Source organism: Tsuneonella sp. HG222, from assembly GCF_053819185.1.
In genome coordinates, this window is sequence record NZ_JBSOQZ010000002.1 from 121,511 (window position 1) to 141,298 (window position 19,788).

Annotated in this window: 20 protein-coding genes and 2 tRNA genes; 7 read left to right on the forward strand and 15 right to left on the reverse strand. The window is 68.3% G+C overall.

What is annotated here, in order from left to right:
• Nucleotides 1-4: 4 nt before the first annotated feature.
• The 6 genes from ACWPMZ_RS12185 to ACWPMZ_RS12210 all read right to left on the reverse strand — a co-directional run bounded on the left by ACWPMZ_RS12185 (nucleotide 5) and on the right by ACWPMZ_RS12210 (nucleotide 6,366).
• Nucleotides 5-934 (reverse strand): alpha/beta hydrolase, encoded by a 930-nt coding sequence (locus ACWPMZ_RS12185; protein WP_455704332.1) that lies wholly within the window; start codon nucleotides 932-934, stop codon nucleotides 5-7.
• Nucleotides 931-2,031 (reverse strand): phosphatase domain-containing protein, encoded by a 1,101-nt coding sequence (locus tag ACWPMZ_RS12190; protein ID WP_455704333.1) that lies wholly within the window; start codon nucleotides 2,029-2,031, stop codon nucleotides 931-933. Before ACWPMZ_RS12190 ends, ACWPMZ_RS12185 begins: the two co-directional genes overlap by 4 nt.
• Nucleotides 2,032-2,078: 47 nt before the next feature.
• On the reverse strand, nucleotides 2,079-3,833 hold the full coding sequence (locus ACWPMZ_RS12195; protein ID WP_455704334.1) for a PAS domain-containing protein: 1,755 nt from the start codon (nucleotides 3,831-3,833) through the stop codon (nucleotides 2,079-2,081).
• Nucleotides 3,834-3,953: 120 nt separating this feature from the next.
• A complete protein-coding gene (locus tag ACWPMZ_RS12200; RefSeq protein WP_455704335.1) occupies nucleotides 3,954-5,222 on the reverse strand; it encodes an MFS transporter in 1,269 nt (422 codons plus the stop codon).
• Nucleotides 5,223-5,269: 47 nt separating this feature from the next.
• Nucleotides 5,270-5,719 carry a DUF2141 domain-containing protein gene (locus ACWPMZ_RS12205; RefSeq protein WP_455704336.1) on the reverse strand — a complete coding sequence of 150 codons (450 nt, stop codon included), beginning with the start codon at nucleotides 5,717-5,719 and terminating at the stop codon, nucleotides 5,270-5,272.
• Nucleotides 5,680-6,366, reverse strand: a complete 687-nt coding sequence (locus ACWPMZ_RS12210) for a sterol desaturase family protein (protein WP_455705146.1) — start codon at nucleotides 6,364-6,366, stop codon at nucleotides 5,680-5,682. The genes ACWPMZ_RS12205 and ACWPMZ_RS12210 overlap by 40 nt, the downstream gene beginning before the upstream one ends.
• A 290-nt stretch (nucleotides 6,367-6,656) precedes the next feature.
• On the opposite strand from ACWPMZ_RS12210, the gene ACWPMZ_RS12215 reads away from it, so the two are divergent.
• Complete coding sequence (locus ACWPMZ_RS12215; RefSeq protein WP_455704337.1) at nucleotides 6,657-7,697, forward strand: aspartate-semialdehyde dehydrogenase; 1,041 nt, start codon at nucleotides 6,657-6,659, stop codon at nucleotides 7,695-7,697.
• 9 nt (nucleotides 7,698-7,706) lie between these two features.
• On the opposite strand, the gene ACWPMZ_RS12220 is transcribed toward ACWPMZ_RS12215, so the two are convergent.
• The 3 genes from ACWPMZ_RS12220 to ACWPMZ_RS12230 are packed head-to-tail and all read right to left on the reverse strand — an operon-like array spanning nucleotide 7,707 to nucleotide 9,611.
• The gene (locus ACWPMZ_RS12220) at nucleotides 7,707-8,210 is read right to left on the reverse strand and encodes an MmcB family DNA repair protein (RefSeq protein WP_455704338.1); all 504 of its coding nucleotides are present in this window, start codon (nucleotides 8,208-8,210) and stop codon (nucleotides 7,707-7,709) included.
• A gap of 60 nt (nucleotides 8,211-8,270) precedes the next feature.
• The gene (locus ACWPMZ_RS12225) at nucleotides 8,271-8,714 is read right to left on the reverse strand and encodes a hypothetical protein (protein WP_455704339.1); all 444 of its coding nucleotides are present in this window, start codon (nucleotides 8,712-8,714) and stop codon (nucleotides 8,271-8,273) included.
• A gap of 54 nt (nucleotides 8,715-8,768) precedes the next feature.
• The gene (locus ACWPMZ_RS12230; RefSeq protein WP_455704340.1) at nucleotides 8,769-9,611 is read right to left on the reverse strand and encodes a hypothetical protein; all 843 of its coding nucleotides are present in this window, start codon (nucleotides 9,609-9,611) and stop codon (nucleotides 8,769-8,771) included.
• A 155-nt stretch (nucleotides 9,612-9,766) separates the two neighbouring features.
• Between ACWPMZ_RS12230 and ACWPMZ_RS12235 the strand changes: the two genes are divergently transcribed.
• Together ACWPMZ_RS12235 and ACWPMZ_RS12240 are read left to right on the forward strand one after the other, a co-directional pair.
• Complete coding sequence (locus ACWPMZ_RS12235; RefSeq protein WP_455704341.1) at nucleotides 9,767-10,186, forward strand: DUF6152 family protein; 420 nt, start codon at nucleotides 9,767-9,769, stop codon at nucleotides 10,184-10,186.
• An 89-nt stretch (nucleotides 10,187-10,275) separates the two neighbouring features.
• Nucleotides 10,276-10,352 (forward strand) — tRNA-Arg (locus tag ACWPMZ_RS12240).
• Between the two features lie 39 nt (nucleotides 10,353-10,391).
• On the opposite strand, the gene ACWPMZ_RS12245 is transcribed toward ACWPMZ_RS12240, so the two are convergent.
• The 6 genes from ACWPMZ_RS12245 to ACWPMZ_RS12270 form a co-directional block, all read right to left on the reverse strand.
• Nucleotides 10,392-10,476, reverse strand: a tRNA-Leu gene (locus ACWPMZ_RS12245).
• Between the two features lie 54 nt (nucleotides 10,477-10,530).
• A complete protein-coding gene (locus ACWPMZ_RS12250) occupies nucleotides 10,531-11,061 on the reverse strand; it encodes a hypothetical protein (RefSeq protein WP_455704342.1) in 531 nt (176 codons plus the stop codon).
• 109 nt (nucleotides 11,062-11,170) lie between these two features.
• Nucleotides 11,171-12,289, reverse strand: a complete 1,119-nt coding sequence (locus tag ACWPMZ_RS12255; protein WP_455704343.1) for a cobalamin-independent methionine synthase II family protein — start codon at nucleotides 12,287-12,289, stop codon at nucleotides 11,171-11,173.
• A gap of 1 nt (nucleotide 12,290) precedes the next feature.
• On the reverse strand, nucleotides 12,291-13,325 hold the full coding sequence (locus ACWPMZ_RS12260; protein WP_455704344.1) for a 5-methyltetrahydropteroyltriglutamate--homocysteine methyltransferase: 1,035 nt from the start codon (nucleotides 13,323-13,325) through the stop codon (nucleotides 12,291-12,293).
• Nucleotides 13,325-13,876 carry a VOC family protein gene (locus ACWPMZ_RS12265; RefSeq protein ID WP_455704345.1) on the reverse strand — a complete coding sequence of 184 codons (552 nt, stop codon included), beginning with the start codon at nucleotides 13,874-13,876 and terminating at the stop codon, nucleotides 13,325-13,327. Before ACWPMZ_RS12265 ends, ACWPMZ_RS12260 begins: the two co-directional genes overlap by 1 nt.
• Before the next feature lie 86 nt (nucleotides 13,877-13,962).
• On the reverse strand, nucleotides 13,963-15,081 hold the full coding sequence (locus tag ACWPMZ_RS12270; RefSeq protein ID WP_455704346.1) for a CaiB/BaiF CoA transferase family protein: 1,119 nt from the start codon (nucleotides 15,079-15,081) through the stop codon (nucleotides 13,963-13,965).
• Between the two features lie 75 nt (nucleotides 15,082-15,156).
• Between ACWPMZ_RS12270 and ACWPMZ_RS12275 the strand changes: the two genes are divergently transcribed.
• The 4 genes from ACWPMZ_RS12275 (at nucleotide 15,157) to ACWPMZ_RS12290 (ending at nucleotide 19,782) form a co-directional block, all read left to right on the forward strand.
• Complete coding sequence (locus ACWPMZ_RS12275; protein WP_455704347.1) at nucleotides 15,157-15,939, forward strand: citryl-CoA lyase; 783 nt, start codon at nucleotides 15,157-15,159, stop codon at nucleotides 15,937-15,939.
• Nucleotides 15,940-16,007: 68 nt separating this feature from the next.
• Nucleotides 16,008-17,690, forward strand: coding sequence for a GMC family oxidoreductase (locus tag ACWPMZ_RS12280; protein ID WP_455704348.1), 1,683 nt, complete (start codon nucleotides 16,008-16,010; stop codon nucleotides 17,688-17,690).
• A complete protein-coding gene (locus tag ACWPMZ_RS12285; protein ID WP_455704349.1) occupies nucleotides 17,690-18,595 on the forward strand; it encodes an MBL fold metallo-hydrolase in 906 nt (301 codons plus the stop codon). The genes ACWPMZ_RS12280 and ACWPMZ_RS12285 overlap by 1 nt, the downstream gene beginning before the upstream one ends.
• Nucleotides 18,592-19,782, forward strand: a complete 1,191-nt coding sequence (locus tag ACWPMZ_RS12290) for a cytochrome P450 (RefSeq protein WP_455704350.1) — start codon at nucleotides 18,592-18,594, stop codon at nucleotides 19,780-19,782. The genes ACWPMZ_RS12285 and ACWPMZ_RS12290 overlap by 4 nt, the downstream gene beginning before the upstream one ends.
• The last annotated feature ends 6 nt before the right edge of the window (nucleotides 19,783-19,788 follow it).

Consider the following 19,788-nt stretch of genomic DNA (forward strand, 5'->3'; position numbering starts at 1 on the left):
TCCGCTAGCGGTTTGTGGGCTGAACGGCGGCTGAAGGCGCGCCCTCCACCACCTCGGCGAGAAACGCCAGCAGGGCGTCGGACGTCCGGCGGTCACGGTCGAAGGGGCGGGCAAGGTGCATCACCACCTGGTTATGCCCGAGGCCGGGGATCTCTACCAGCCGCGCGTCGGCCCCCAGCGCGGCGAGCCTCACGGCCAGGACGCGCGAGTTGCGCGGTTTCACCGTCGTATCGGCATCGCCGGTCAGCAGCAGAGCGGGCGGCGCGTCGGCCCGGGCGAAGGAGATCGGCTGGGTGCTGGCAGGATCGGCGACGTGGCCGAACGCGGCGACGGCTGAAGGGTTGTCGAAGGGATAGAAGTCCGCCGGCCCGGCGAGCGCGGCCACGCCCTTGATCGTCCCTTCGGGCACTCCTGCCCGGCCGAGCCATTGCCGGTCGAGCGCGAGCATCAGGGCGTTATAGGCACCGGCCGAATGGCCCGTCAGGACGAGGCGATCGGCCCTGATCCCCAGTTGCCCGGCGTTGTCGAGCAGCCAGCGCACAGCGGCTGCGCTGTCCTCCAGCATCGCGGGAAAGCGTCCCTCGGGCCCCAGACGGTAGCCGACCAGCGCGGTGGCGTATCCGGCCTGCGCATAGCGCCGGGCGACGAAGGCGTAATCCGCCGGGTCGCCGCTACGCCAGCCGCCGCCGTGGATGAACACGATCAGGTCGGGCCGTTCCACGCCGATCGGGCGGTAGACCAGCAGGCGCTGCTGGCGGTGCGCGCCATACTTGGCGACAACCGGCGGGCCGGTTTCGACCTTGCGCGGGAAGGCGGCATCAAGGCGGTCGAGCGTCGCCACCGACTGGTTGCGCACCGCCCAGGCGTAAAGCGCGATACCGACCACCGCGAGGGCCGCCAGGGTGACGGCGCCCGCGATCAGCCAGGCCTTCATGCCTTTTCCTTGGTCGTGGAGACGATCTGCTCAGTCTCGCCGCCGGGCGTGAACCCGACCACGCGCAGGAAGTCCTGCCCGATCTCGTAGCTGGCGCCCATCCACAAGGGCACGCCCGAAGCCTCGATCAGCGCCTTGGCGGTGAGCTCGGGACCCGACAGGGTTTCCCCGGCCGAGGTGCGGATGAACACCGCGGCCACCCGGCCCGGGTGCTTCTCGATCGCCTCGGCATAGGCGGGCAGGTCGCCTTGGGTATCGTCGCCGATCAGCGCGAAGCGCACCGTGTCGAACATTTCCAGCAGGTGGGCGATGGTGTCGGTCTTGTGCCCCCCATGGCTTGCCGAGCCGAAGGTCGCGCGATTGAAGCCCCAGTCGCGCAGCATCAGCGGACCCAGCGGCAGGTTCTTGGCCTGCATGAAGGCGACCAGATAGGAGAACAGGTTCCACGGGCTCGAAGACACGTAGAAGAACGGCCGGTGCGTTGCCGGGATGCGCTTGCCTGCCCGGATTTCGCCGGGCGGCAGCGTGTGTCCCCCGCCCAGCGCACCATAGAAGGTGTCGGCCCCCGGCGCCGCGATCCGCTCCTCGGGCAGCTCGGCCAGGATCCGCTTCCAGTTGCGCAGCACGGTGCGCATGCCGCCGGTGATCCCGGTCTCGATCACCGTGTCGTCGATGTCGGAGATGACCGCCAGCCGGGCCTTGCGGCCGGGAACGAGGATATGCGCCTCCACGCATTGCGGCCCCTCGCGGTTGGCCCAGCGCAACGCCGCGGTCTCCCACACCGGATCGGGCGGCAGGTCCCATTCGGGTTCGAGTACCAGGTCGAAGCGGACGAAGCCTTCGCCGTCGGTCAGCCCCTCGTGGCGGACGAGCAGCCCGTCGGGGCCGGCGACTTCCAGCGTGACCGCTATGCCGGCTTCCTCGCGCGATGCGAACTGCGAGGCCAGGGTGCGCATCGCCTGCAGGCGTCCGGACTTGGCGAAGTCGCGCTCGCGCGCACGCAGCGCCCGGGCGGTGACGATCAGCCGGGTCCGGCTGCGGTAACCGAAATAGGGCTGGATACGGACCGGCGGCCCGAACAGGGTATCGAGTGGCATTGCCCCGGCCTTAGGCCCTTTCGGGCCGCGGGCAAATCTTGGAGCGGTCAGCCGACGATCCGCTTGCCCGCCTTCTCGACCAGGCCGTCGTCATGCGGCACTTCGCCGACGATTGCGATCCGGCCGTCGACGCGGCGGATCATCACTAGCGCGAACTCGCTTCCGTCGGTGGCCAGATCGGCGAAATCGACCGGGTCGAGCGCGCGCAGCGCGGCGACCAGCTTCTCGCGCGGATCCTCGGCGGGTTCCTTGCCGCTCTCGGCCTTGCGCAGCCGCCGTTCGGCCGCGACCACGGCCTTGAGGCCGCCGTCCGACGTGCGGAGGAATTCGCCCAGCCCGCCGCGCGGCAGGCCGATGCGGTGGGCGTGGCCCAGCGCGGTGGCGTACTCGGTCAGGCGCGTCTTGTCGTAATCCGCGCCGAACACGAGCTTGACCACCGGGGTCAGCGGCGCACGTTCCTGCACGGTCAGGCCCGCGTCGACCACGATCTCGTCGAAATCGGCGGGATTTTCCTGCGCGGCGAGCGAGAAGTCGTAAGCACGCCCGATGGCATCGTAGAGCGTCGCGCGGGTCCGGTCTTCGCTGGTCCGCGCCAGGTCGGCGGTCTCGCGCGCCACGGCGAGCCAGTCGCCCAGTTCCATCTCGGACGGATCGATCGCGGGAAGTTCCAGGCCGGTCTCGGCCTCGCCGAAACTGTCGGTCTCCGGCACGTGGGCGCCGGCGAAATCGTCGTCGGCAAAGCCCTGCGCGGCAAAGTCTTCACCTGAGAAGTCGTCTCCGGCATAGCCGTTCGTGGCATAGCCGGCCGGCGCAGCATAAGCGGCGGCAGCATCGACCTGATCGAGCTCGATGTCGCGGAAATCGTCCTCGCCGGGCGGCAGTTCGGGCAGCGCGGTGGCGCGCGGCTCGCTCTTGCGCAGGCTTGCGCCGATCGAAGTCAGCGACCCGAACGCCGGGCGCGGCAGATCCTCGCCTTCGTCGCCCCAGGTTTCGCCCTCGTCCTCGTCGTAATCGTCGTCGTCGTAGCTGAGGTTGAATTTCTTGGCGTAGTCGATCGGGCTTTCTTCGGATTCGTCATCTTCGTCCCAACCGGCTTCCGTGGTCAGTTCGAGCGGTTCCTCGTCGCCGGTATCGTTGGCCACCAGCGCTCCCGGGCCGTCGGCCCAGTCGGTCATCGGCGCGTCGTCGGCGCGGTGCGGGGCGATCTCGGGCTTCTGTTCCAGCGCCTGATCGACCTGCAGCAGCAGCTCGTCGGACGTATGCTGGTCGGCCAGTTCCTTCCAGTTGATCACGCCGTAGATGAAGTCGATCCGCTCGTCGTCGGTCGAGAATGGCAGCAGGATGCCACGATAGAGAATCGTCGACGCGCGCTGGTTGACGAATTCGGCCTCGAACCCGATCGGCGCCTGGTTGGCCAGGATCTGCATGTAATGGTCGGTGATGCGGCTGAGCAGCGAACGGCTCGGCACGTCGGCCAGCGTCCTGAGATTGCCCACGGTGACATCGCACTCCCCGGCGAGTTCCTGGCCCAGGAAAGTGATGCCCGGATCCTCGATGCCCGAGGTAAAGTCGAGCAGGACGCTATAGGGCCCGAAATCGGGCAGGTCGGCCGGATCGAACCCGTCGATGCCGGGGAAGTTGCGGTCTTCCAGCAGGCTTGCCCAGTGGTTGTAGGCACGCACCTGCATGCGCCGCTCGTCCTGGCCGATCGCGGCCGGCGGGGTATCGCGCACGACCTCTTCGTCGCCCGCGTCGAAGTCGCTGTTGTCCAGCGCTTCGAAATTGCCCCTCAACGTGTCCATGGCACAGATGCCCCCGGTGTCGTGTTACAGGACACGCTTGTGGCGCCGCGTGGTAAATTAACCGTTAAATGCCGGGGAAAGAGGCCGATTTCGGCAAAATTGCTGGCGTCATGGCGGCGCTCAATGCGCTACCGTTCCTTCGCCGATGCGCGGCATCGGGGCGAATATGCGCAGCACGATCAGCGCAAGCAGCAGCCAGGCTGCTGCGGCGAGCAGGGCTGCGGGCAGTCCCGAGACATCGGAAAATGCGCCCCACAGCCACGATCCGACCGCAAACCCGCCGAACACCAGCGCCTGGTAGATCGACAGGCAGCGACCGAGGATGGCATCGGGGCTGCGCAGTTGCATCGCCACGTTGAGGCTGGTCAGCGCGGAGACCTGCCCGGCCCCGGCGACGAAGCTGGCGACCACGGCCAGGGGAACGGTGGTGGCGAAGGCGAGGAAGGCCATCGCGGCGGCCGATGCGGCCATCGCCCCCGTCACGATCGCCTCCGGGCCGAAGCGGCGGCGCAGGCGCGAGATCCACAGCGCGGTCACGACCGAACCGACGCCGAAGGTGCCGAGGATTATCCCGAAGTCGAGCTCCGCGCCGCGCACCTGTTCGCGCACGACCAGCGGGATCAGCGACTGGTAGGCGGTTGCGCCAAGGCCGAAGGAGAACCCGCGCATCAGCACGCGGCGCACCGGGCTGGATCCGGCGCAGAAACGCAGGCCCTCGCCGATGGCGGGCAGCATCTTGCGGCGCTTCTCGGGCGCGGTGCGCTGCACCTTCCAGCGTAGCAGCACGATGATCATCAGCGAATAGCTCAGCGCGTTGACGGTGAAGGCCAGTTTCGGCCCCGAAAGCGAGAGCAGGATGCCGCCGATCGCCGGGCCCACGCTGCGCGCCAGGTTGAACGAGATCGAATTGAGCGAGATCGCCTGCGGCAGGTCCTCGCGCGGGACCTGCAGGCGTACCGACGCCTGCCATGCCGGACCGTTGAGCGCGAAGCCGCAGCCGATCAGCAAGGTCATCAGCAGCAGCGAGAGAGGCGTAACCGCATCGACCCAGGCCATGACCGACAAGGCGACCGAAATCGCCGCCATGCCGAGGTTCGCCGCCAGCATGACTGCCCGGCGATCGAAGCTGTCGGCGATCGCCCCGGCGAACACGCCCAGGAAGAGCACCGGTATGGCGACCGAGGCCTGGACCAGGGCGACGAGCAGGTGCGAAGAGGTGAGGTCGGTCATCAGCCAGGCGGCCGCGACCGACTGGGTCATGCTGCCGAGCGCGGAGACGAGATTGGCGGTCCACAGCGCGCGGTAGGCCGGCCAGCGAAACGGGGCGAGGGAAGAGCCGGCCGCGATCCTGCGGGCCGGTTCGCCGAAATTGCCTTCCGTGTCTGTCACTTGGGCCGCCTAGGCCGCGCGGCGCCGCCCGGCAAGCCGGTCGGGCGTCAGAGCATGTAGCGCATGCGGATCTTTTGCGACACGTCCTCGCCCGTCACCTCGAAGGCGGCGGCGGAGAATTTCGGCGGGCCCATCACGACCCGCGCATCGCGCGAAAAGCCGAAGCCCTCCTTCGGTATCATCAGCGCCTTGTCGACCCGGCCGTTGCCGTTCTCGTCGTGCAGCAGCGAGATCGCGTAGCGACCCGGCGCCACCCGGCCGAAGTCGAGAACCACCGTCTCGCCCGCCTTGACGGTCAGCGAGCGGGCCCTGGGGTCGGCTTCGCAATCGGGGAAATTCTTTGCATCGGTGGTGAGGCAGGCCTGCACCAGCCCCTTGGCGGAGCGCAGCCCGGTCACCGTCGCGCGCACGTCCGCCCCCGGTAGCCCGGCGCCCGTGACGAGCACGGCGGCGGCGGTCAGGCCGAGCGCGGCGAGAGCCCGCGGTCGGTGCCGCACAGCCTGTCCCAGAAGCGGAAGTAGAGCCCGAAATTGCATAGGTACTCGTCATGGTGCCGTTGATGGTGGCTCGCCGTTATCACCCATTCCCCTGCATTTGAATGAACGAGGCGCCGGGGAAACATCTCCCAGCCCATGTGATTGGTCACGCCCATCACGGTCATCACGCTGAGGACGACACCCAGCATCGCGAAATGGATGGGGATCAGGAACACGAGCACCGGGATGACGACGGCCCCCGTCAGCGCCTCGATCGGGTGGAAGCTCATCGCGGCCCAGGCGGTGGGCGGGCGGCTGGCGTGATGCACGGCATGGGCCAGGCGGAACCAGCGCGGGCGGTGCATCAGCCGGTGGGTCCAGTAAAACCACGTGTCGTGCGCAAAGAGGTAGGCGAGGACGGACAGCGGCAGCCAGGCGAGCGGATAGTCGTTCCACCCGGTGTAGACGCGGGTCCAGCCGTGCTCCTGCCAGCCCCAGGCGATCACGCCCGCAGGAATGCCGTAGATCGCCGCCGAGGCGAGCGACCAGCCGATCTCGCGCCGAATCTGGCGATCGAGCCCGGTGTAGAGCCCGGGCCGCACCCGCCGCGTAAGCCAGGCGAAGAGCCCGCTCGCCGCCAGATAGCGCACGCCGACGATCAGCGTCATGGCCAGGGCCGAATAGAGGATCGCGTTCACGCGCGGGCGATAGCAGCGCTTGACCCGGCTGCACAGTTTGCATGTTTACTTCGCCGCTCGCCGCACTTATCCGGCGCCGCGATGACACCGGCACGCACGATTATTATCACCCCGAAACCGACCCGCACCCGCGGGGCGGTCCGGGCAGTCGTGTCGATCATCGACTAGCCAGCCGGACACAGCCCTCGCGGACGATGCGGGGGCTTTCGGTACGCCAAGGCCAGTCCCCCGCGCCTCCGCTTCTTTAGGAGACGCCTTTCATGAATACCCATGCCAGACTGCCCGCCCGCCCCGCCGTGGGGATCGTGGGCGCCACCGGCCTCGTCGGCTCGATGATGCTCGACCTGCTGGCGGAGCGGGAATTCCCGCTTTCCAGCGTGCGTCTTTTCGCCTCGGCCCGCTCGGCTGGCAAGACGGTGCGCTTCCGCGACGGCGAGGTGACGGTCGAGGACGCCGTCACGGCCGACTACGCCGGGCTCGACGTGGTGTTCTTCTCCGCCGGGGGTTCGACCTCGCGGGCGCTCGCGCCCAAGGTCGCGGCGGCCGGCGCGGTAGTGATCGACAACTCCAGCGCGTGGCGGTCCGACCCCGAGGTCCCGCTCGTCGTGGCCGAGGTCAATCCGGAGGCGATGGCGGTGCGGCCCAAGGGGATCGTCGCCAATCCCAACTGCACCACGATGGCCGCCATGCCGGTGCTCAAGGTGCTGCACGACGCCGCAGGCCTCACCCGTCTGGTCGCCAGCACCTACCAGGCGGTGTCCGGTGGCGGGGTCGAGGGGGTGGAGATCCTCGCCGACCAGGTCGCGGCGGGCGCGGCCGGCAGCGCGGCGCTGGCGCGCGAAGGCGACGCGGTCGATCTCGGCCCGGTGCGCAAGTGGACGGTGCCGATCGCCTTCAACGTCGTCCCGCTCAACTACGTGCTGGGCGAGGACGGCTACACCGAGGAGGAACTCAAGCTGCGCGACGAGAGCCGCAAGATCCTCGACCTGCCCGATCTCGCGGTGTCCGGCACCTGCGTGCGGGTCCCGGTGTTCACCGGCCATGCCCTGTCGCTCAACTGCGCGTTCGAGCGTCCGATCGGCGTCGAACAAGCGCTCGATCTGCTCGCCCGCGCTCCCGGCGTGGTGGTGACCGAGGTGCCCAACCCGCTCGAGGCGACGGGCAAGGATCCCGTGTTCGTCGGCCGCGTCCGTCCTGACCGCTCGGTCGAGAACGGCCTGGCGCTGTTCGTGGTGGGCGACAATCTCCGGAAGGGCGCGGCGCTCAATGCCGTGCAGATCGCCGAAGTCCTGCTCGGCTAGCTTAGCCGGCTAGTCGAGTCCCCGACCCCAGGTGTGGCAGTCGGGATCGGACCCGACGACCAGGCGGCGCAGCGCGGTGCGGGCGAGACGTTCGGTCTCCGCCTTGCGCCGCGCGGCCGCCAGCGGGTGGCTCGGGGCGGGGCGGACGATCTCCGCGTCGTACTCGTCGCCCACGATCACGCCGCAGCAGTCGGGGCGGAAGTCCTCCCCGTCGAGGCAGGCACGGTCGAGCTCGGGCGGCAGGCCCCAGTAGAAGCGGTCGCAGAAATCGAGGTAGTCGGGCCACTTCCCGTCGCCCATCAGGTCGCCGCGTGCGGTCTTGATTTCGACGATGACGATGCGGCCCTTGGTGTCGATTCCCATCAGGTCGGCCCGCCGCCCGTTGCGCAGCGGCATCTCGGTCAGCGCCCAGATGTCATTGCGGGCGAACAGGCGGCAGACCCCGCGCACGACGGCCTTGGCCCGCCGGTCGAACTGGGGATTGCTGAGGGTGAGGGAAGACGAATCGGCCATGCGCCGAAACTGGAACAGACAGTGAACCCGGTCAAGCGCGGATGATCGGCGGTCGCGCGGTCAAGCGCTGCGCGGCGGGCCCATCGCGCCGCTCGGCGGCAGCAGCGCCAGCAGCGCGGAGCGCGCGGCCACGAACTCGCGCCACAGCGCCAGCGCGGCGGGGCGCGGATCGGCGCCGCGGGCATTGACGCCCAGCAGCGCGGCGATCCCGGGCTGCATCATCGCGGTCATGTCGTCGATCCCCTGTTCGGCGAGTTCGCGCCGCCATTGCGCGGTTTCGCGAATCAGCGCGGGGAAGTTGCGCACCTCGGTGCTCGGCCGCTCGACCTCGAACCCGGCAAGCGTCGAAACCACATTGGCCGCATCCTGCAAGGCCGCCCACTTACGGCTGGCGGCATTAGCGGCATTGGCCGCGGTACCCTGGCCGAACTGGCGCCCGGCCGGTGCGCGGTTGCTCGCGTCCTTGCGCGGGCCGGGCGTGAAAGGCGGCGTGATGGCGTTCATGGCTGCACGGTCTAGCCGTGCCAGCCTTGCCAATTCGCTAATTCGCGCGCGGTTTCACTCGGTCCCGGCGAAGGGGTCCGCGCCGCCTTCGGCGTCTTCCTCGTCCAGCCCCAGGTCGATGTTGGCCCCGTGCCCATCGGTCGTCAGCCGGTTGTTCTCGGCGCAGACGTATTCGCGGATGGGGAAGGAGTTATCGAGCTTGTAAGCGATCCGCGTGACGAACGGTTCGGTCAGCAGGTCCGGGTTGCTGAAGGTCATCTCCAGGATCATCTGCCCCGGCGCCTGCAGGTAGATCCGCTCGCGCAGGGTCGATTTTTCGGTGTGGTTCACCCCCGGCGCCAGCAGCGTCTGCGGGCTCAACCCGTTGGTATCGACGATCAGCGTGTCGCCCTCCCAGCGCCCGACCGAATTGCCCAGGAAGAACAGGTCGGGGTCCTCCGGAAGCGCCCGCCCGTCGACATAGACCCTGCGGGCCTGCTGGTAGGCTTCGGTCAGGATAGTCACCCGGCCGGGGGAGTAAACGAACTCGATCGGATAGGGCTGCTGCATCGTACCCGGCAAGCCCGGCGGCAGGCACTGCGCCTGCTGTTCCTGATTGGGGCCGTTCTCGCGGATCGATTCGAGGTATGCGTCGACCTTCGCCTGCGTAGCGGGGTTCCACTTGGGCGCCGCGCGCGAGCGGCCTTCGAACAGTAGCGTCCAGTCGGGATACCAGACCCCGTTCCAGTCGGGCCAGGCGGTGACTTCGTGGTAGGACATGGCATCGGGCACGACATAGGGGGCGGCCGGGGTCGCCGCGGCCGGGGCGGCGGGCGCCGGCGCCTGCTGCGCCGCGGCCTGAACCGGGCTCAACGCCATCATGGCCACCGCCGCCAAAAGCCTGGTCCGACCCTTCATCAATCCCTCCACATTCCCGTTTCGATTTGCGGCGCAAGTTGTTGCGCATTTTTGCTGCCGTCAAGAACGAGGTTGATTCCGTCCGGTTGAACATGGCAAAAAGGAAATGAAACTGCTCAGGACGGGTTCAGCCGGCCGGGAGCAAAGGAGAGGACATGACCCGCATTTCCAACCGCATAGCCCTGGCCGCTGCCGCCCTTGGCGGCGCCGCCATCCTGTCCCTCGGGGTGCCAGCCCTGGCGCACCATTCGACCGCCATGTTCGAATGGGGCAAGGCCAAGCCGCTGACCGGGATGACGGTGGAGAAGTGGGAATGGACCAATCCCCACACCTTCCTCTACGTCCGCGACGCGAGCGGCAAGAAGTGGGCCTTCGAAGGGATGAGCCCCAACCACCTCGTGCGCTACGGCTGGTCCAAGCGGTCGGTCGCGCCGGGCGACAAGATCGACCTGACCTACTACCCGCTGCGCGACGGCCGCCGCGGTGGCTTCAACGTCACGATCACCAAGGACGGCAAGTCGCTCAACCAGTTCGGCGAAGGCGGCTCGCGCGCGGCCCAGCGCAGCGGCAGCTAGCCGCCGCCCCCGCCGGGCGGAACGGGGCGCCAGCGCAAGAGATTGCGCTTGGCGCGCCGCACCGGCGTTGCTAGGCGCTCGTCCAGCACGCACCCGTAGCTCAGCTGGATAGAGCGCTGCCCTCCGAAGGCAGAGGCCACAGGTTCGAATCCTGTCGGGTGCGCCATAGCGAAAAGGGTCGTCCGCAAGGGCGGCCCTTTTGCGTTGGTGCGGACGGTGGGACTCGAACCCACACGAGCAAGGCTCAGGGGATTTTAAGTCCCCGGCGTCTACCATTCCGCCACGTCCGCGCGATGGCCGGACTAGCCGGACACCGCGCCGTGCGCCAGTGGTGCGCGTGCCGCCTACTTGGGTTCGTAGACGCAGACCAGAAACAGCGGGCCGCCTTCGGTCATGTCGGCATCGGCGCGGATCAGGCCGATGGCGTTGCCGGTCGGCTTGCCTTCGATCCACAGGCTGCCCGAATTGAGCTCCGCGCCCGAGAACCCGTCGGCCTGCGGCGGGTCGTAGGCGACGCCGCAGCTGCTGTTCTTGGTCTTGCTGCACGAGCCGCCGTCGAACGATTCGTCGAATAGCTTGGCGATCGCGCCTTCGGGCGGGCTGCCGGTCTTGCGGTTCACGCCGCCGAGCCGGTAGGCGATCTCCTCGACCGGGCCATCGCCCCCTTGCCGCATGACCAAGACGTAGGGCACGTCCTTGCCCAGCATCGTGAGGCCGGCGGGCATGTAGGCCGTGCGCCCCGCCTCGGGCGTGCCGGCCGGTTCGCCGTAGCCGGCCACGGCATCGGCCGGGGCCCTTGGACAAGGGTCTGCGGCAATCGCCGCGGCGGGTGCGAGCAAGGCGGCGCATGCCACCGGTACCAGGATATTCCGCATGATTCTCTCTCCCCCGTGGAATCCGCGCTTTCCAGCGGAGCGAGAATACACCCATTCGCGATGGGCGAAAACGGGTTTTGCGCAGCGACGGGAGTGAGTTCCGGCCCGCTCAGGCGTAGCGGCGCGAGGCGATCTCGGCGCCCTGCGAGAGTGCGGCGAGCTTGGCCCAGACGACCTCCGGATCGACGGTGTTGCTGCCCGCGTGGACCGAAAACCCGCAGTCGACGCCCGCCAGCACCCGCTCCGCGCCGAGCAGGTCGGCATAACGGCCGATCCGCTGGGCGATCAGCTCGGGATGCTCGATATAGGGGGACTGCGGCTCGATCATGCCGGGGCATAGGATCTTGCCCTCGGGCAGCGGATTTTCCTCGAAGAAGGCGAACTCGTGCGCGTGGCGCGGATTGGCGCCTTCGAGCAGCACGGTTTGCGGGCGGGCCGACCAGACGATGTCGGCAATGGCGGCCAGGTCGACGTCGCAATGGTGCGGGCCCGGGTAGTTGCCCCAGCACAGGTGCATCCGCAGCCGCTCGGGCGCGATGTTGCGCAAAGCGTGATTGAGTGCGGCGACGTTCATGGCGATGCGCTTGCGGAAATCCTCGAGGCTCAGGTCGGTGAACTGGACGTGGCGGCCCATCGCCAGGTCGGGGCAGTCGACCTGCAAGGTGATGCCGGCATCGGCGATGCTCTCGTATTCGTGGCGCAGCCCCTCGGCGAGCGCGAAGACGTATTCCTCGTCGCTGGCGTAATATTTGTTGGGGAAAAACAATGCCGTGACGCCCGGGCTGGCGGCGGACATGAAGGTCTCGTGCTCGCCCGCGATACGCCGCAGCCGCTCGGCATCCTCGCGCGGGGCCTCCATGTCGATGACCTCGATCGGTCCGGTGCAGGCGGGGGCGGAGCGCCTGGCGCGGCCTTTGTTTCCAAACACTTGCGCCTTGGCGCCGGGGAATTCCTCAAGGTCCTGGAACGCGTATTGCCCCGCCTCGCCGCCGAAGCCGGAGAGGCGGTGCTTGATGTAGGTCGCGTAGCTGGGCTTGGACATCTCGCCGTCGTTGACGACGGTAATGCCCGCCTCGACCTGCCGCCGGACGACGAATTTCGTCGCTTCCTCGACCGCCGAATTCATCGCTTCGGACGAAACTTCGTCGCCCCCTTCGCGCGCGAGCATCAGGTCGAGCAGATGCTCGGGCCGCGGCAGGCTGCCGGTGTGCGTGGTCTTGAACGGCACGTCAGGACAGCTCGGCGCGGACGATCCTGGCCCCTTCGACCATGGCCTTCATCTTGCCGAACGCGACCTCGCGCGGGAGATACTTGAGGCCGCAGTCGGGGGCGACGATGACCTTTTCGGCGGCGATGTGCGGCAGCGCCTTGCGAATCCGTGCGGCGACCACCTCGGGCTCCTCCACCGCGTGGTTCGACAGGTCGAGCACGCCCAGGATGATGGTCTTGCCCGGCAGGCTTTCGAGCACCGCGGTGTCGAGGTTGGACTGGGCCGTCTCGATCGAGATCTGCTGCACCGCCGACCCTGCCAGTTCGGGCAGGAAGCTGTACCCCTCCGGCCGCTCGTGAATCAGGTGCGCATAGCCGAAGCAGATGTGCAGCGCGGTCGTGCCGGTCACGCCCTCGAGCGCTGCCTCCAGCGCCTTGAGGCCATAGGCCCGCGCCTTGTCGGGCCGGGCCTGCATGTAGGGCTCGTCGAGCTGCACCACGTCGGCCCCGGCGGCGAACAGGTCGACGATCTCCTCGCGCACCGCCTTGCCATAGGCCACCGCGAGCGCTTCGGGATCGCCGTAGTAGTCGTCCTGTGCCTGCTGGCTCATGGTGAATGGCCCCGGCACGGTGATCTTGATCGCCCTGTCGGTGTGCTGCTTCATGAACTCGACGTCGCGCACCTGCACCGCGTGGCGGCGGCTGATCGGCCCGGTCACACGCGGCACGGGAACCGGCTCGCCGCTGCGGTCGAGCGCGGTGCCGTGGTTGTCCATGTCGACGCCGTTGAGCGCGGTGGCGAAGCGGTTGGAATAGCTCTCGCGGCGCATTTCGCCGTCGGTGATGATGTCGAGGCCGGCGCGCTCCTGCTCGTGGATCGCATAGATCGTGGCGTCGTCCCACGCCTCTTCCAGCATCTCGCCTTCGGGAATGCGCCACAGTTCCTTCTGCCGGGTGCGCGGCGGGAAACGGCCGGCCAGCTTGGCACGGTCGATCAGCCACTCGGGCTGGGCGTAGGAGCCGACGAGCGAGGTCGGCAGCAGGGGCAGCGCCATCAGGCGGCGGTCTTTTGGAGTTCCGACGGGCGCACGTCGTTGTTGGGCGTGTGATCGCCCGCCAGCCAGCGCTTGAGCTCGCTGTGCGCGTCCTTCTTGCGCATCTCGTTGATCTGCTCGACGTGCGGCGCGTCGTGGGTGAACTCCACGATCATGCCGTCGGGATCGACCACGTAGACGCTGCGGCAATAGCCGTGTTCGAGCACGTAGGTCGCCTCGAGGCCATTGTCCCTGATGCGCCTCTCGAGCTCGTCCTGCGTGGCCTTGTCGACGTTGAGCGCGACATGGCGGAACGGGCTGCTGGCGAGCTCGGGACCGAACTCGGCCTGGTCGTCGTCATGTGCGAACTGGAAGAACGCCAGCGCGCTGCCGTCGTTGAGGCCGAAGAAGCAGTGGCAGTAGGTCCGTTCCTTGCCGAACAGTTCTTCCTGCTCGCACCAGGTGGCGACCAGCGGCATGCCGAGGATGTCCTCGTAGAAATGGCGCGTAGCCTCGAGGTCCTTGGAGACATAGGCGGTGTGGTGCAGCCGGCTCGGCACGGAATTGGTCATGGGTCGCTCCTCTCGGGCCCCCGACTCTTTGCTCCGGGGCGCTTCGTTAGCCAGCTTATCATCTCGCGCTGACGAGGCAATGGACGCTAACGGCCGATAAGGTCGTTGTCGGCTCCCAGTTCGGGCGGCGGGACGACGCTCTCCATCTTCTCCCCGTCGAAGCGGATCGGATAGCGCACGGTGCGGAATGTGCCGCGTTCCCCCTCGCCCTCGACCACCAGGCCGTGGTGGGCGGCAAGCTCGCCCTCGACCACCTCGCGCGAGGAATAGACGGCCGAGTGCGGCACTTCGCGCGCGGTCAGGCGCTCCTCCCAGTAACTGCGCGGCTGCGCCTTGAAGAGCGGCGCGAGGTAGTCGACCACCGCTTCGTAGTTGGCGATCCGCGCCGGGCGGCTTGCGAATTCGGGCCGCTCGAGCATCTCGGGATGCCCGACCGCGTCCGCCAGGCCTTCCCAGAACTTGGGCGGGCTGGACATGTGCAGCGCGATCCAGCCCCCGTCGGCGCATTCGAAGACGTAGCTTTGCGACACGTGCGGGCGCGACCAGGGGCCCATGACCTCGTCCTCGCTGAGGTAATGCGTGAAGTCGTCGAGATTGAAGTAGCTCATCGCCTCGAACATGCTGGTCTCGACCAGCCGGCCCGTGCCGGTCTTTTCGCGTTCGTACAGCGCCGCGAGCACGCCCTGCGCGGCGAAGAACCCGGTCACCGCGTCGCCGATCGCCGGGCCGACCACGCGCGGATTGGCCGGATTGACCAGCAGCCGCAGGAAGCCGGTGCTCGCCTGGCTGACCGTGTCGAACGCGGGCCGGTCGCGCCACGGGCCGTCGTTGCCGAAGCCGGATATGCCGCAATAGATCAGCCGCGGGTTGAGCGCCTGCAGCCGCTCGGGCCCCACGCCCAGCCGCTCGGCCACACCGGGGCGGAAGTTCTGGATGAAGACGTCGGCGGTCGCCACCAGCGCGTCGAACGCGGCAAGGTCCTCCGCCTGCTTGGTGTTGAGCTCGACCGACTTCTTGTTGCGGTTGTAGGTCTGGTAATGCGGCGAATAGAGGTCGCCCTTGAAGGCGCGGAACGGATCCCCGGTGCCGGGCTGTTCGACCTTGATCACCTCGGCCCCCAAGTCCGCCAGCAGCATCCCGCAGGCCGGGCCGGTGATGAAGGTCCCCATGTCGAGCACGCGAATGCCTGCGAGCGGTTTGGCCAAGGTCTCGTCTCCCGGGGGTTTGCTGTTGACCCGCCCATAAAGGGGGCCCGATAGCGAGGGCAAGGAGAGTCATTCATGCGCATCGGCAAGCAGGACCAGAACTTCACCTCGATCTGCACATCGGATGCCGAAAGCATCACCGTGCGCGGGCACGACCTGGTGAACGACCTGATGGGGCAGATCGACTTCTCCAGCTATTTCTGGCTGCTGGTGACGGGGCAGATGCCCAATGCCGAGCAGCAGTATTTCCTCAACGCGGTGCTGGTGGCGCTGGCCGAGCACGGCCTGGTGCCGAGCGTGGTCGCCGCGCGCATGACGCTCGTCGCCGCGCCCGAGGCGGTGCAGGGCGCGGTCGCCGCGGGCTTGCTGGGGTGCGGCTCCGTGGTGCTGGGCAGCGCCGAGATCGCCGGCCAGTTCTACGCCGGCGCCGTCCAGGACCGGCGCGACAGCGGCGATGCGATCGAAGAGGTGGCGAAGCGCCAGATCCGCAAGTGGCGGGAGCATTCGAAAGCGGTGCCCGGCTTCGGCCACCCGCAGCACGCCGGGGGCGACCCGCGCGCCAATCGCCTGCTCGCCATGGCCGACGAGCGCGGCGTTTCGGGCGAGCACGTGGCGATGATGCGCGCATTGAAGGCCGCTCTGCCCGAGACCATCGGCCGCGACCTGCCGATCAACGTCAACGCCGCGATCCCCTCGATCATGCTCGACCTCGGCTGGCCGCTCCCGGCGCTGAAAGGCATCGGCCTGCTGTGCCGCACAGCCGGCCTGATCGGCCACCTGACCGAAGAGGCCGAGCGCCCGATCGGCTTCATCATGAGCGGCGCTGCGGCCAAGGCGATCGAATTCGATCCATCCTAACAGTCGTGACGATTGAATCCTTGCCAAGCTAACCGTCCCCTCGCAAAAAGGCAGGCAGGGAGAGACGGATGCAAGCCGCCGAATTCGATTTCGTCGTCGTGGGCGCGGGCTCGGCGGGAGCCTGCGTGGCGGCGCGGCTGGGGGAGAACCCGGGCACGACGACCTGCGTGATCGAGGCCGGCGGGCCCGACAGCCATCCGTTCATCCACATCCCGAGCTTCGTCGCCGCCGCGATCGGCCGCAAGGAAACCAACTGGCGCTTCGCCACGGTGCCGCAGCCGGGGATGGCGGGGCGCAGCATTCCGGTGCCGCGCGGCAAGGTCGTCGGCGGGTCGGGCTCGATCAACGGCATGGTCTATTTTCGCGGCCACCCGACCGACTACGACGACTGGGCCGACATGGGCGCGACCGGCTGGTCCTATGCCGAGGTGCTGCCTTATTTCACCCGCACCGAGAACAACGAGGAATTTCCGGCCAGCGTGTTCCACGGCCACGGGGGCCCGGTGAACGTCAAGGTGGTCGAGAACCCCAATGCGCTGAACTATGCCTTCATGGAGGCGCTGGGCGAGCTGCAGTTTCCCGCCTGCGAGGACTTCAACGGGGCCAATTCGGAAGGCTACGGCCGCCGCCAGGGTTTGCTGCGGGACGGCCGGCGCGAGAGCACCGCGCAGGCGATGCTCTGGCCGATGGTCGCCAAGGGCAAGGTGCACCTGCAGACCGGCGCGATGGTCGCGCGCGTGCTGGTCGAGAACGGCAGGGCGACCGGGGTGGAACTGGCCGATGGCCGCGTCATCCGGGCGCGGCGCGAGGTCATCCTGTCGGGCGGCGCGGTGCAGACGCCGCAACTGCTGATGCTCAGCGGCATAGGTCCTGCCGCGCACCTGAAGGAGATGGACATCGAGGTGGTGAAGGACGCGCCCGGCGTGGGCGCGAACTATCACGACCATCCGGCCAGCCCGATCCACATGGAGACGAAGGACAGCACGAGCTACGGCCTGTCGTGGAAGGTCCTGCCGCGCGATGCGCTGCACTTCTTCCAGTACCTGCTGACCCGCAAGGGGCCGCTGGCCGGCAACGTGTTCGAGAGCGTGGCCTTCCTGCGCACCGAGCCGGGGCTCGACAAGCCCGACGTGCAGTTCGTGTTCCAGCCCGCGCGCCGGCTGACCAATCCGAAGATCCCGTTCCCGCTCGGCCACGGCTACGCGATCAGCCCGGTGTGCCTCTATCCGAAGAGCCGCGGGACCGTGCGCCTCGGCAGCCCCGACCCCGGCGCCGCGCCGGTGATCGATCCCAGGCTGCTCGAGCATCCAGACGACATCAAGCCGCTGATCCGCGCGCTCCGGATTGCGCGGGAAGCCTTCGCGACGAAGCCGTTCGCGCGGTACGAAGGCGTCGAGGTCGCGCCCGGGCCGGACACCCAAACCGACGAGCAATGGGACAGGTACATCCGCGAGACCGGCTACACCGTACACCATCCGGTCGGCACCTGCCGCATGGGGTCGGACGCGGAGGCGGTGGTCGACACGGAACTGCGCTTCAACGGCATCGCCGGGCTGCGCATCGCCGACGCGTCGGTGATGCCCAAGATCATCGGCGGCAACACCAATGCGCCCTGCGTGATGATCGGCGAGCGCTGCGCGGATTTCGTGCTCGGCAAGCCGGCCCTGCCCGCCGCCGTGCTGCCGCCCGAGAGCGTGGCGCGCTACAAGCCCGGCGCGGCCAAACCCAAAGCGAAAAGGAAGGCAGCCTGATGGCCAAGGAGCACATGAAGTCCTGGCGGATCGGCGACGTCACCGTGACGCGCATCGTCGAGCTGTGGGACTTCCAGGACGACATCCGCATGACCATGCCCGAGGCGACCGAAGACGAGGTCAAGGCGCTCGCCTGGCTGCATCCGCACTACGCCACGCAGGACGGGCGGCAGCGCCTCAACTTCCAGGGCTTCGTGGTGCAGGCGCCGGGGCGGGTCATGGTGGTCGATTCCTGCATCGGCGCGGGGCGGCAGCGCGACTTCGACGTGTTCTGCGACCTGCCCGAGGGGTTCCTGGAGGACCTGGAGGCGCTCGGGCTGAGCCGCGAGGACGTCGACACCGTAATGTGCACCCACCTGCACTTCGACCACGTCGGCTGGAACACCTACAAGGATCCGGCGACCGGCGCGTACCGGCCGACCTTTCCCAACGCCCGCTACCTGTTCGGACGCACGGAGTACGATGCCTGGCAGCAGGTGATCCGCCATGACGGGGTGCACACCGACGGCCACCTGGTGGAGTGCGTCGACCCGATCGTGGAGCTCGGCCTGGCCGACTTCATCGAGGTCGACCACGAAATCGCCGCGGGCGATGGCTGGCGGATGTGGACCGAGGCCAGCCACGGCCACACGCCCGGCCACGTCCACGTGCGGATCAGCTCGAACGGCGAGGAAGGGGTCATCACCGGCGACCTGATGCACCATCCGATGCAGGCCGCCATGCCGCAGCGCGACGCGACCTTCGACATGGACAAGGACGCGGGGCGCGCCAGCCGGCTGCGCTTCGTGGACATCTACACCGACAGCGGCACGCTCGTGATCGGGGCGCATTTCGCCGACCCCACGGCCGGCCACCTGACGCGCGACCAGTCGGGCGCGGTGTGGTTCAAGGGGTTGGGGCTGTGATCCACGCCGCGGCGGACATCCCGCTCTACGACCTCGACATCTTCACGCCCGAGGCTGTGCGCAACGCGCGCGAGGTCGACGACGCGCTGCGCGAATTCGCCCCGGCCGTGCGCCTTGCCGACGGGACGGTGATGATCGCGCGACACGAACACGTCACCAAGGGCCTGCTGGACTGGAAGACGTTCTCCAGCGCCAGCCGCCCGTGGCATGACCCCACCAGCCCGCGGCCGGAAATCCTGCTGACCGACGATCCCCCGCGCCACACCCAGGTGCGCAAGGTGATCGCCGACGCGCTCAGCCCCCGCGCGCTCGAGCGGGTCAAATCCATCTTCGACCAACGCGCGAAGGAACTGCTGGCCCGCCTGCGCGACCGGGCAGGCGAACCGGTCGATGCCGTGGGCGACATCGCCCAGGCCTATGTCTTCCAGGTCCTGCCGGACATCCTCGGCCTGCCGGAACAGGGCCGCGAGCACATGCACGGCTTTTCCGAAATGGTCTGGGCCACGATGGGTCCGCCGGGGGAACTGTTCGACCAGGCGATGCAGCACGATTATTCGGCCGTGATCGACTGGCTCGAGACGCAGTGCGAGCGCTCGGCCCTCGATCCGGACGGGATCGGCGAGACCATCTATGCCGCCGCCGACACCGGGCAGGTGACCCAGGCGGAGGCCAAGCTGCTGCTGCAGACGGTGCTCAGCGCCGGGGCCGACACCACGTTCATCACGATGGCCAACGCGATTCGCGCCTGGGCGATGTTCCCCGACCAATACGCCCGGCTGCGCGGCGAACCCAGGAAGGTCCGCGCGGCGTTCGACGAATCGCTGCGCTGGGACGCGCCGAGCCGCATGGCCGGCCGGATCACCACGACCGACGTGATGATCGACGACATCCTCGTCCCCGCCGGGAGCCGCTGCGGCCTGATGTTCGCCGCCGCCAACCGCGATCCGCGCTACTGGACCGATCCGCAGGCCTACGACATCGATCGCGACACGAAGCACTCGCTCGGCTGGGGCTACGGCGTCCACGGCTGTGTCGGCCGCGTGCTGGCGACGATGGAAGCGCAGGCTCTGCTGGGCAATCTGGTCGAACAGGTCGAGGGTTTCGAGCTCGCCGGCGACTACGAACCGTGGATGACCACCGTGGGCCACGGGCCGATCCGCCAGCCGGTCAAGCTGAAGTTCGCTTGAGTTAAT

Coding starts and splice junctions, on each gene's coding strand:
- ACWPMZ_RS12185 (WP_455704332.1), bottom strand. CDS start 934: ATGAAGGCCTGGCTGATCGCGGGCGCCGTCACCCTGGCGGCCCTCGCG.
- ACWPMZ_RS12190 (WP_455704333.1), bottom strand. CDS start 2,031: ATGCCACTCGATACCCTGTTCGGGCCGCCGGTCCGTATCCAGCCCTAT.
- ACWPMZ_RS12195 (WP_455704334.1), bottom strand. CDS start 3,833: ATGGACACGTTGAGGGGCAATTTCGAAGCGCTGGACAACAGCGACTTC.
- ACWPMZ_RS12210 (WP_455705146.1), bottom strand. CDS start 6,366: ATGACGCTGATCGTCGGCGTGCGCTATCTGGCGGCGAGCGGGCTCTTC.
- ACWPMZ_RS12215 (WP_455704337.1), top strand. CDS start 6,657: ATGAATACCCATGCCAGACTGCCCGCCCGCCCCGCCGTGGGGATCGTG.
- ACWPMZ_RS12220 (WP_455704338.1), bottom strand. CDS start 8,210: ATGGCCGATTCGTCTTCCCTCACCCTCAGCAATCCCCAGTTCGACCGG.
- ACWPMZ_RS12225 (WP_455704339.1), bottom strand. CDS start 8,714: ATGAACGCCATCACGCCGCCTTTCACGCCCGGCCCGCGCAAGGACGCG.
- ACWPMZ_RS12230 (WP_455704340.1), bottom strand. CDS start 9,611: ATGAAGGGTCGGACCAGGCTTTTGGCGGCGGTGGCCATGATGGCGTTG.
- ACWPMZ_RS12235 (WP_455704341.1), top strand. CDS start 9,767: ATGACCCGCATTTCCAACCGCATAGCCCTGGCCGCTGCCGCCCTTGGC.
- ACWPMZ_RS12250 (WP_455704342.1), bottom strand. CDS start 11,061: ATGCGGAATATCCTGGTACCGGTGGCATGCGCCGCCTTGCTCGCACCC.
- ACWPMZ_RS12260 (WP_455704344.1), bottom strand. CDS start 13,325: ATGGCGCTGCCCCTGCTGCCGACCTCGCTCGTCGGCTCCTACGCCCAG.
- ACWPMZ_RS12265 (WP_455704345.1), bottom strand. CDS start 13,876: ATGACCAATTCCGTGCCGAGCCGGCTGCACCACACCGCCTATGTCTCC.
- ACWPMZ_RS12275 (WP_455704347.1), top strand. CDS start 15,157: ATGCGCATCGGCAAGCAGGACCAGAACTTCACCTCGATCTGCACATCG.
- ACWPMZ_RS12280 (WP_455704348.1), top strand. CDS start 16,008: ATGCAAGCCGCCGAATTCGATTTCGTCGTCGTGGGCGCGGGCTCGGCG.
- ACWPMZ_RS12285 (WP_455704349.1), top strand. CDS start 17,690: ATGGCCAAGGAGCACATGAAGTCCTGGCGGATCGGCGACGTCACCGTG.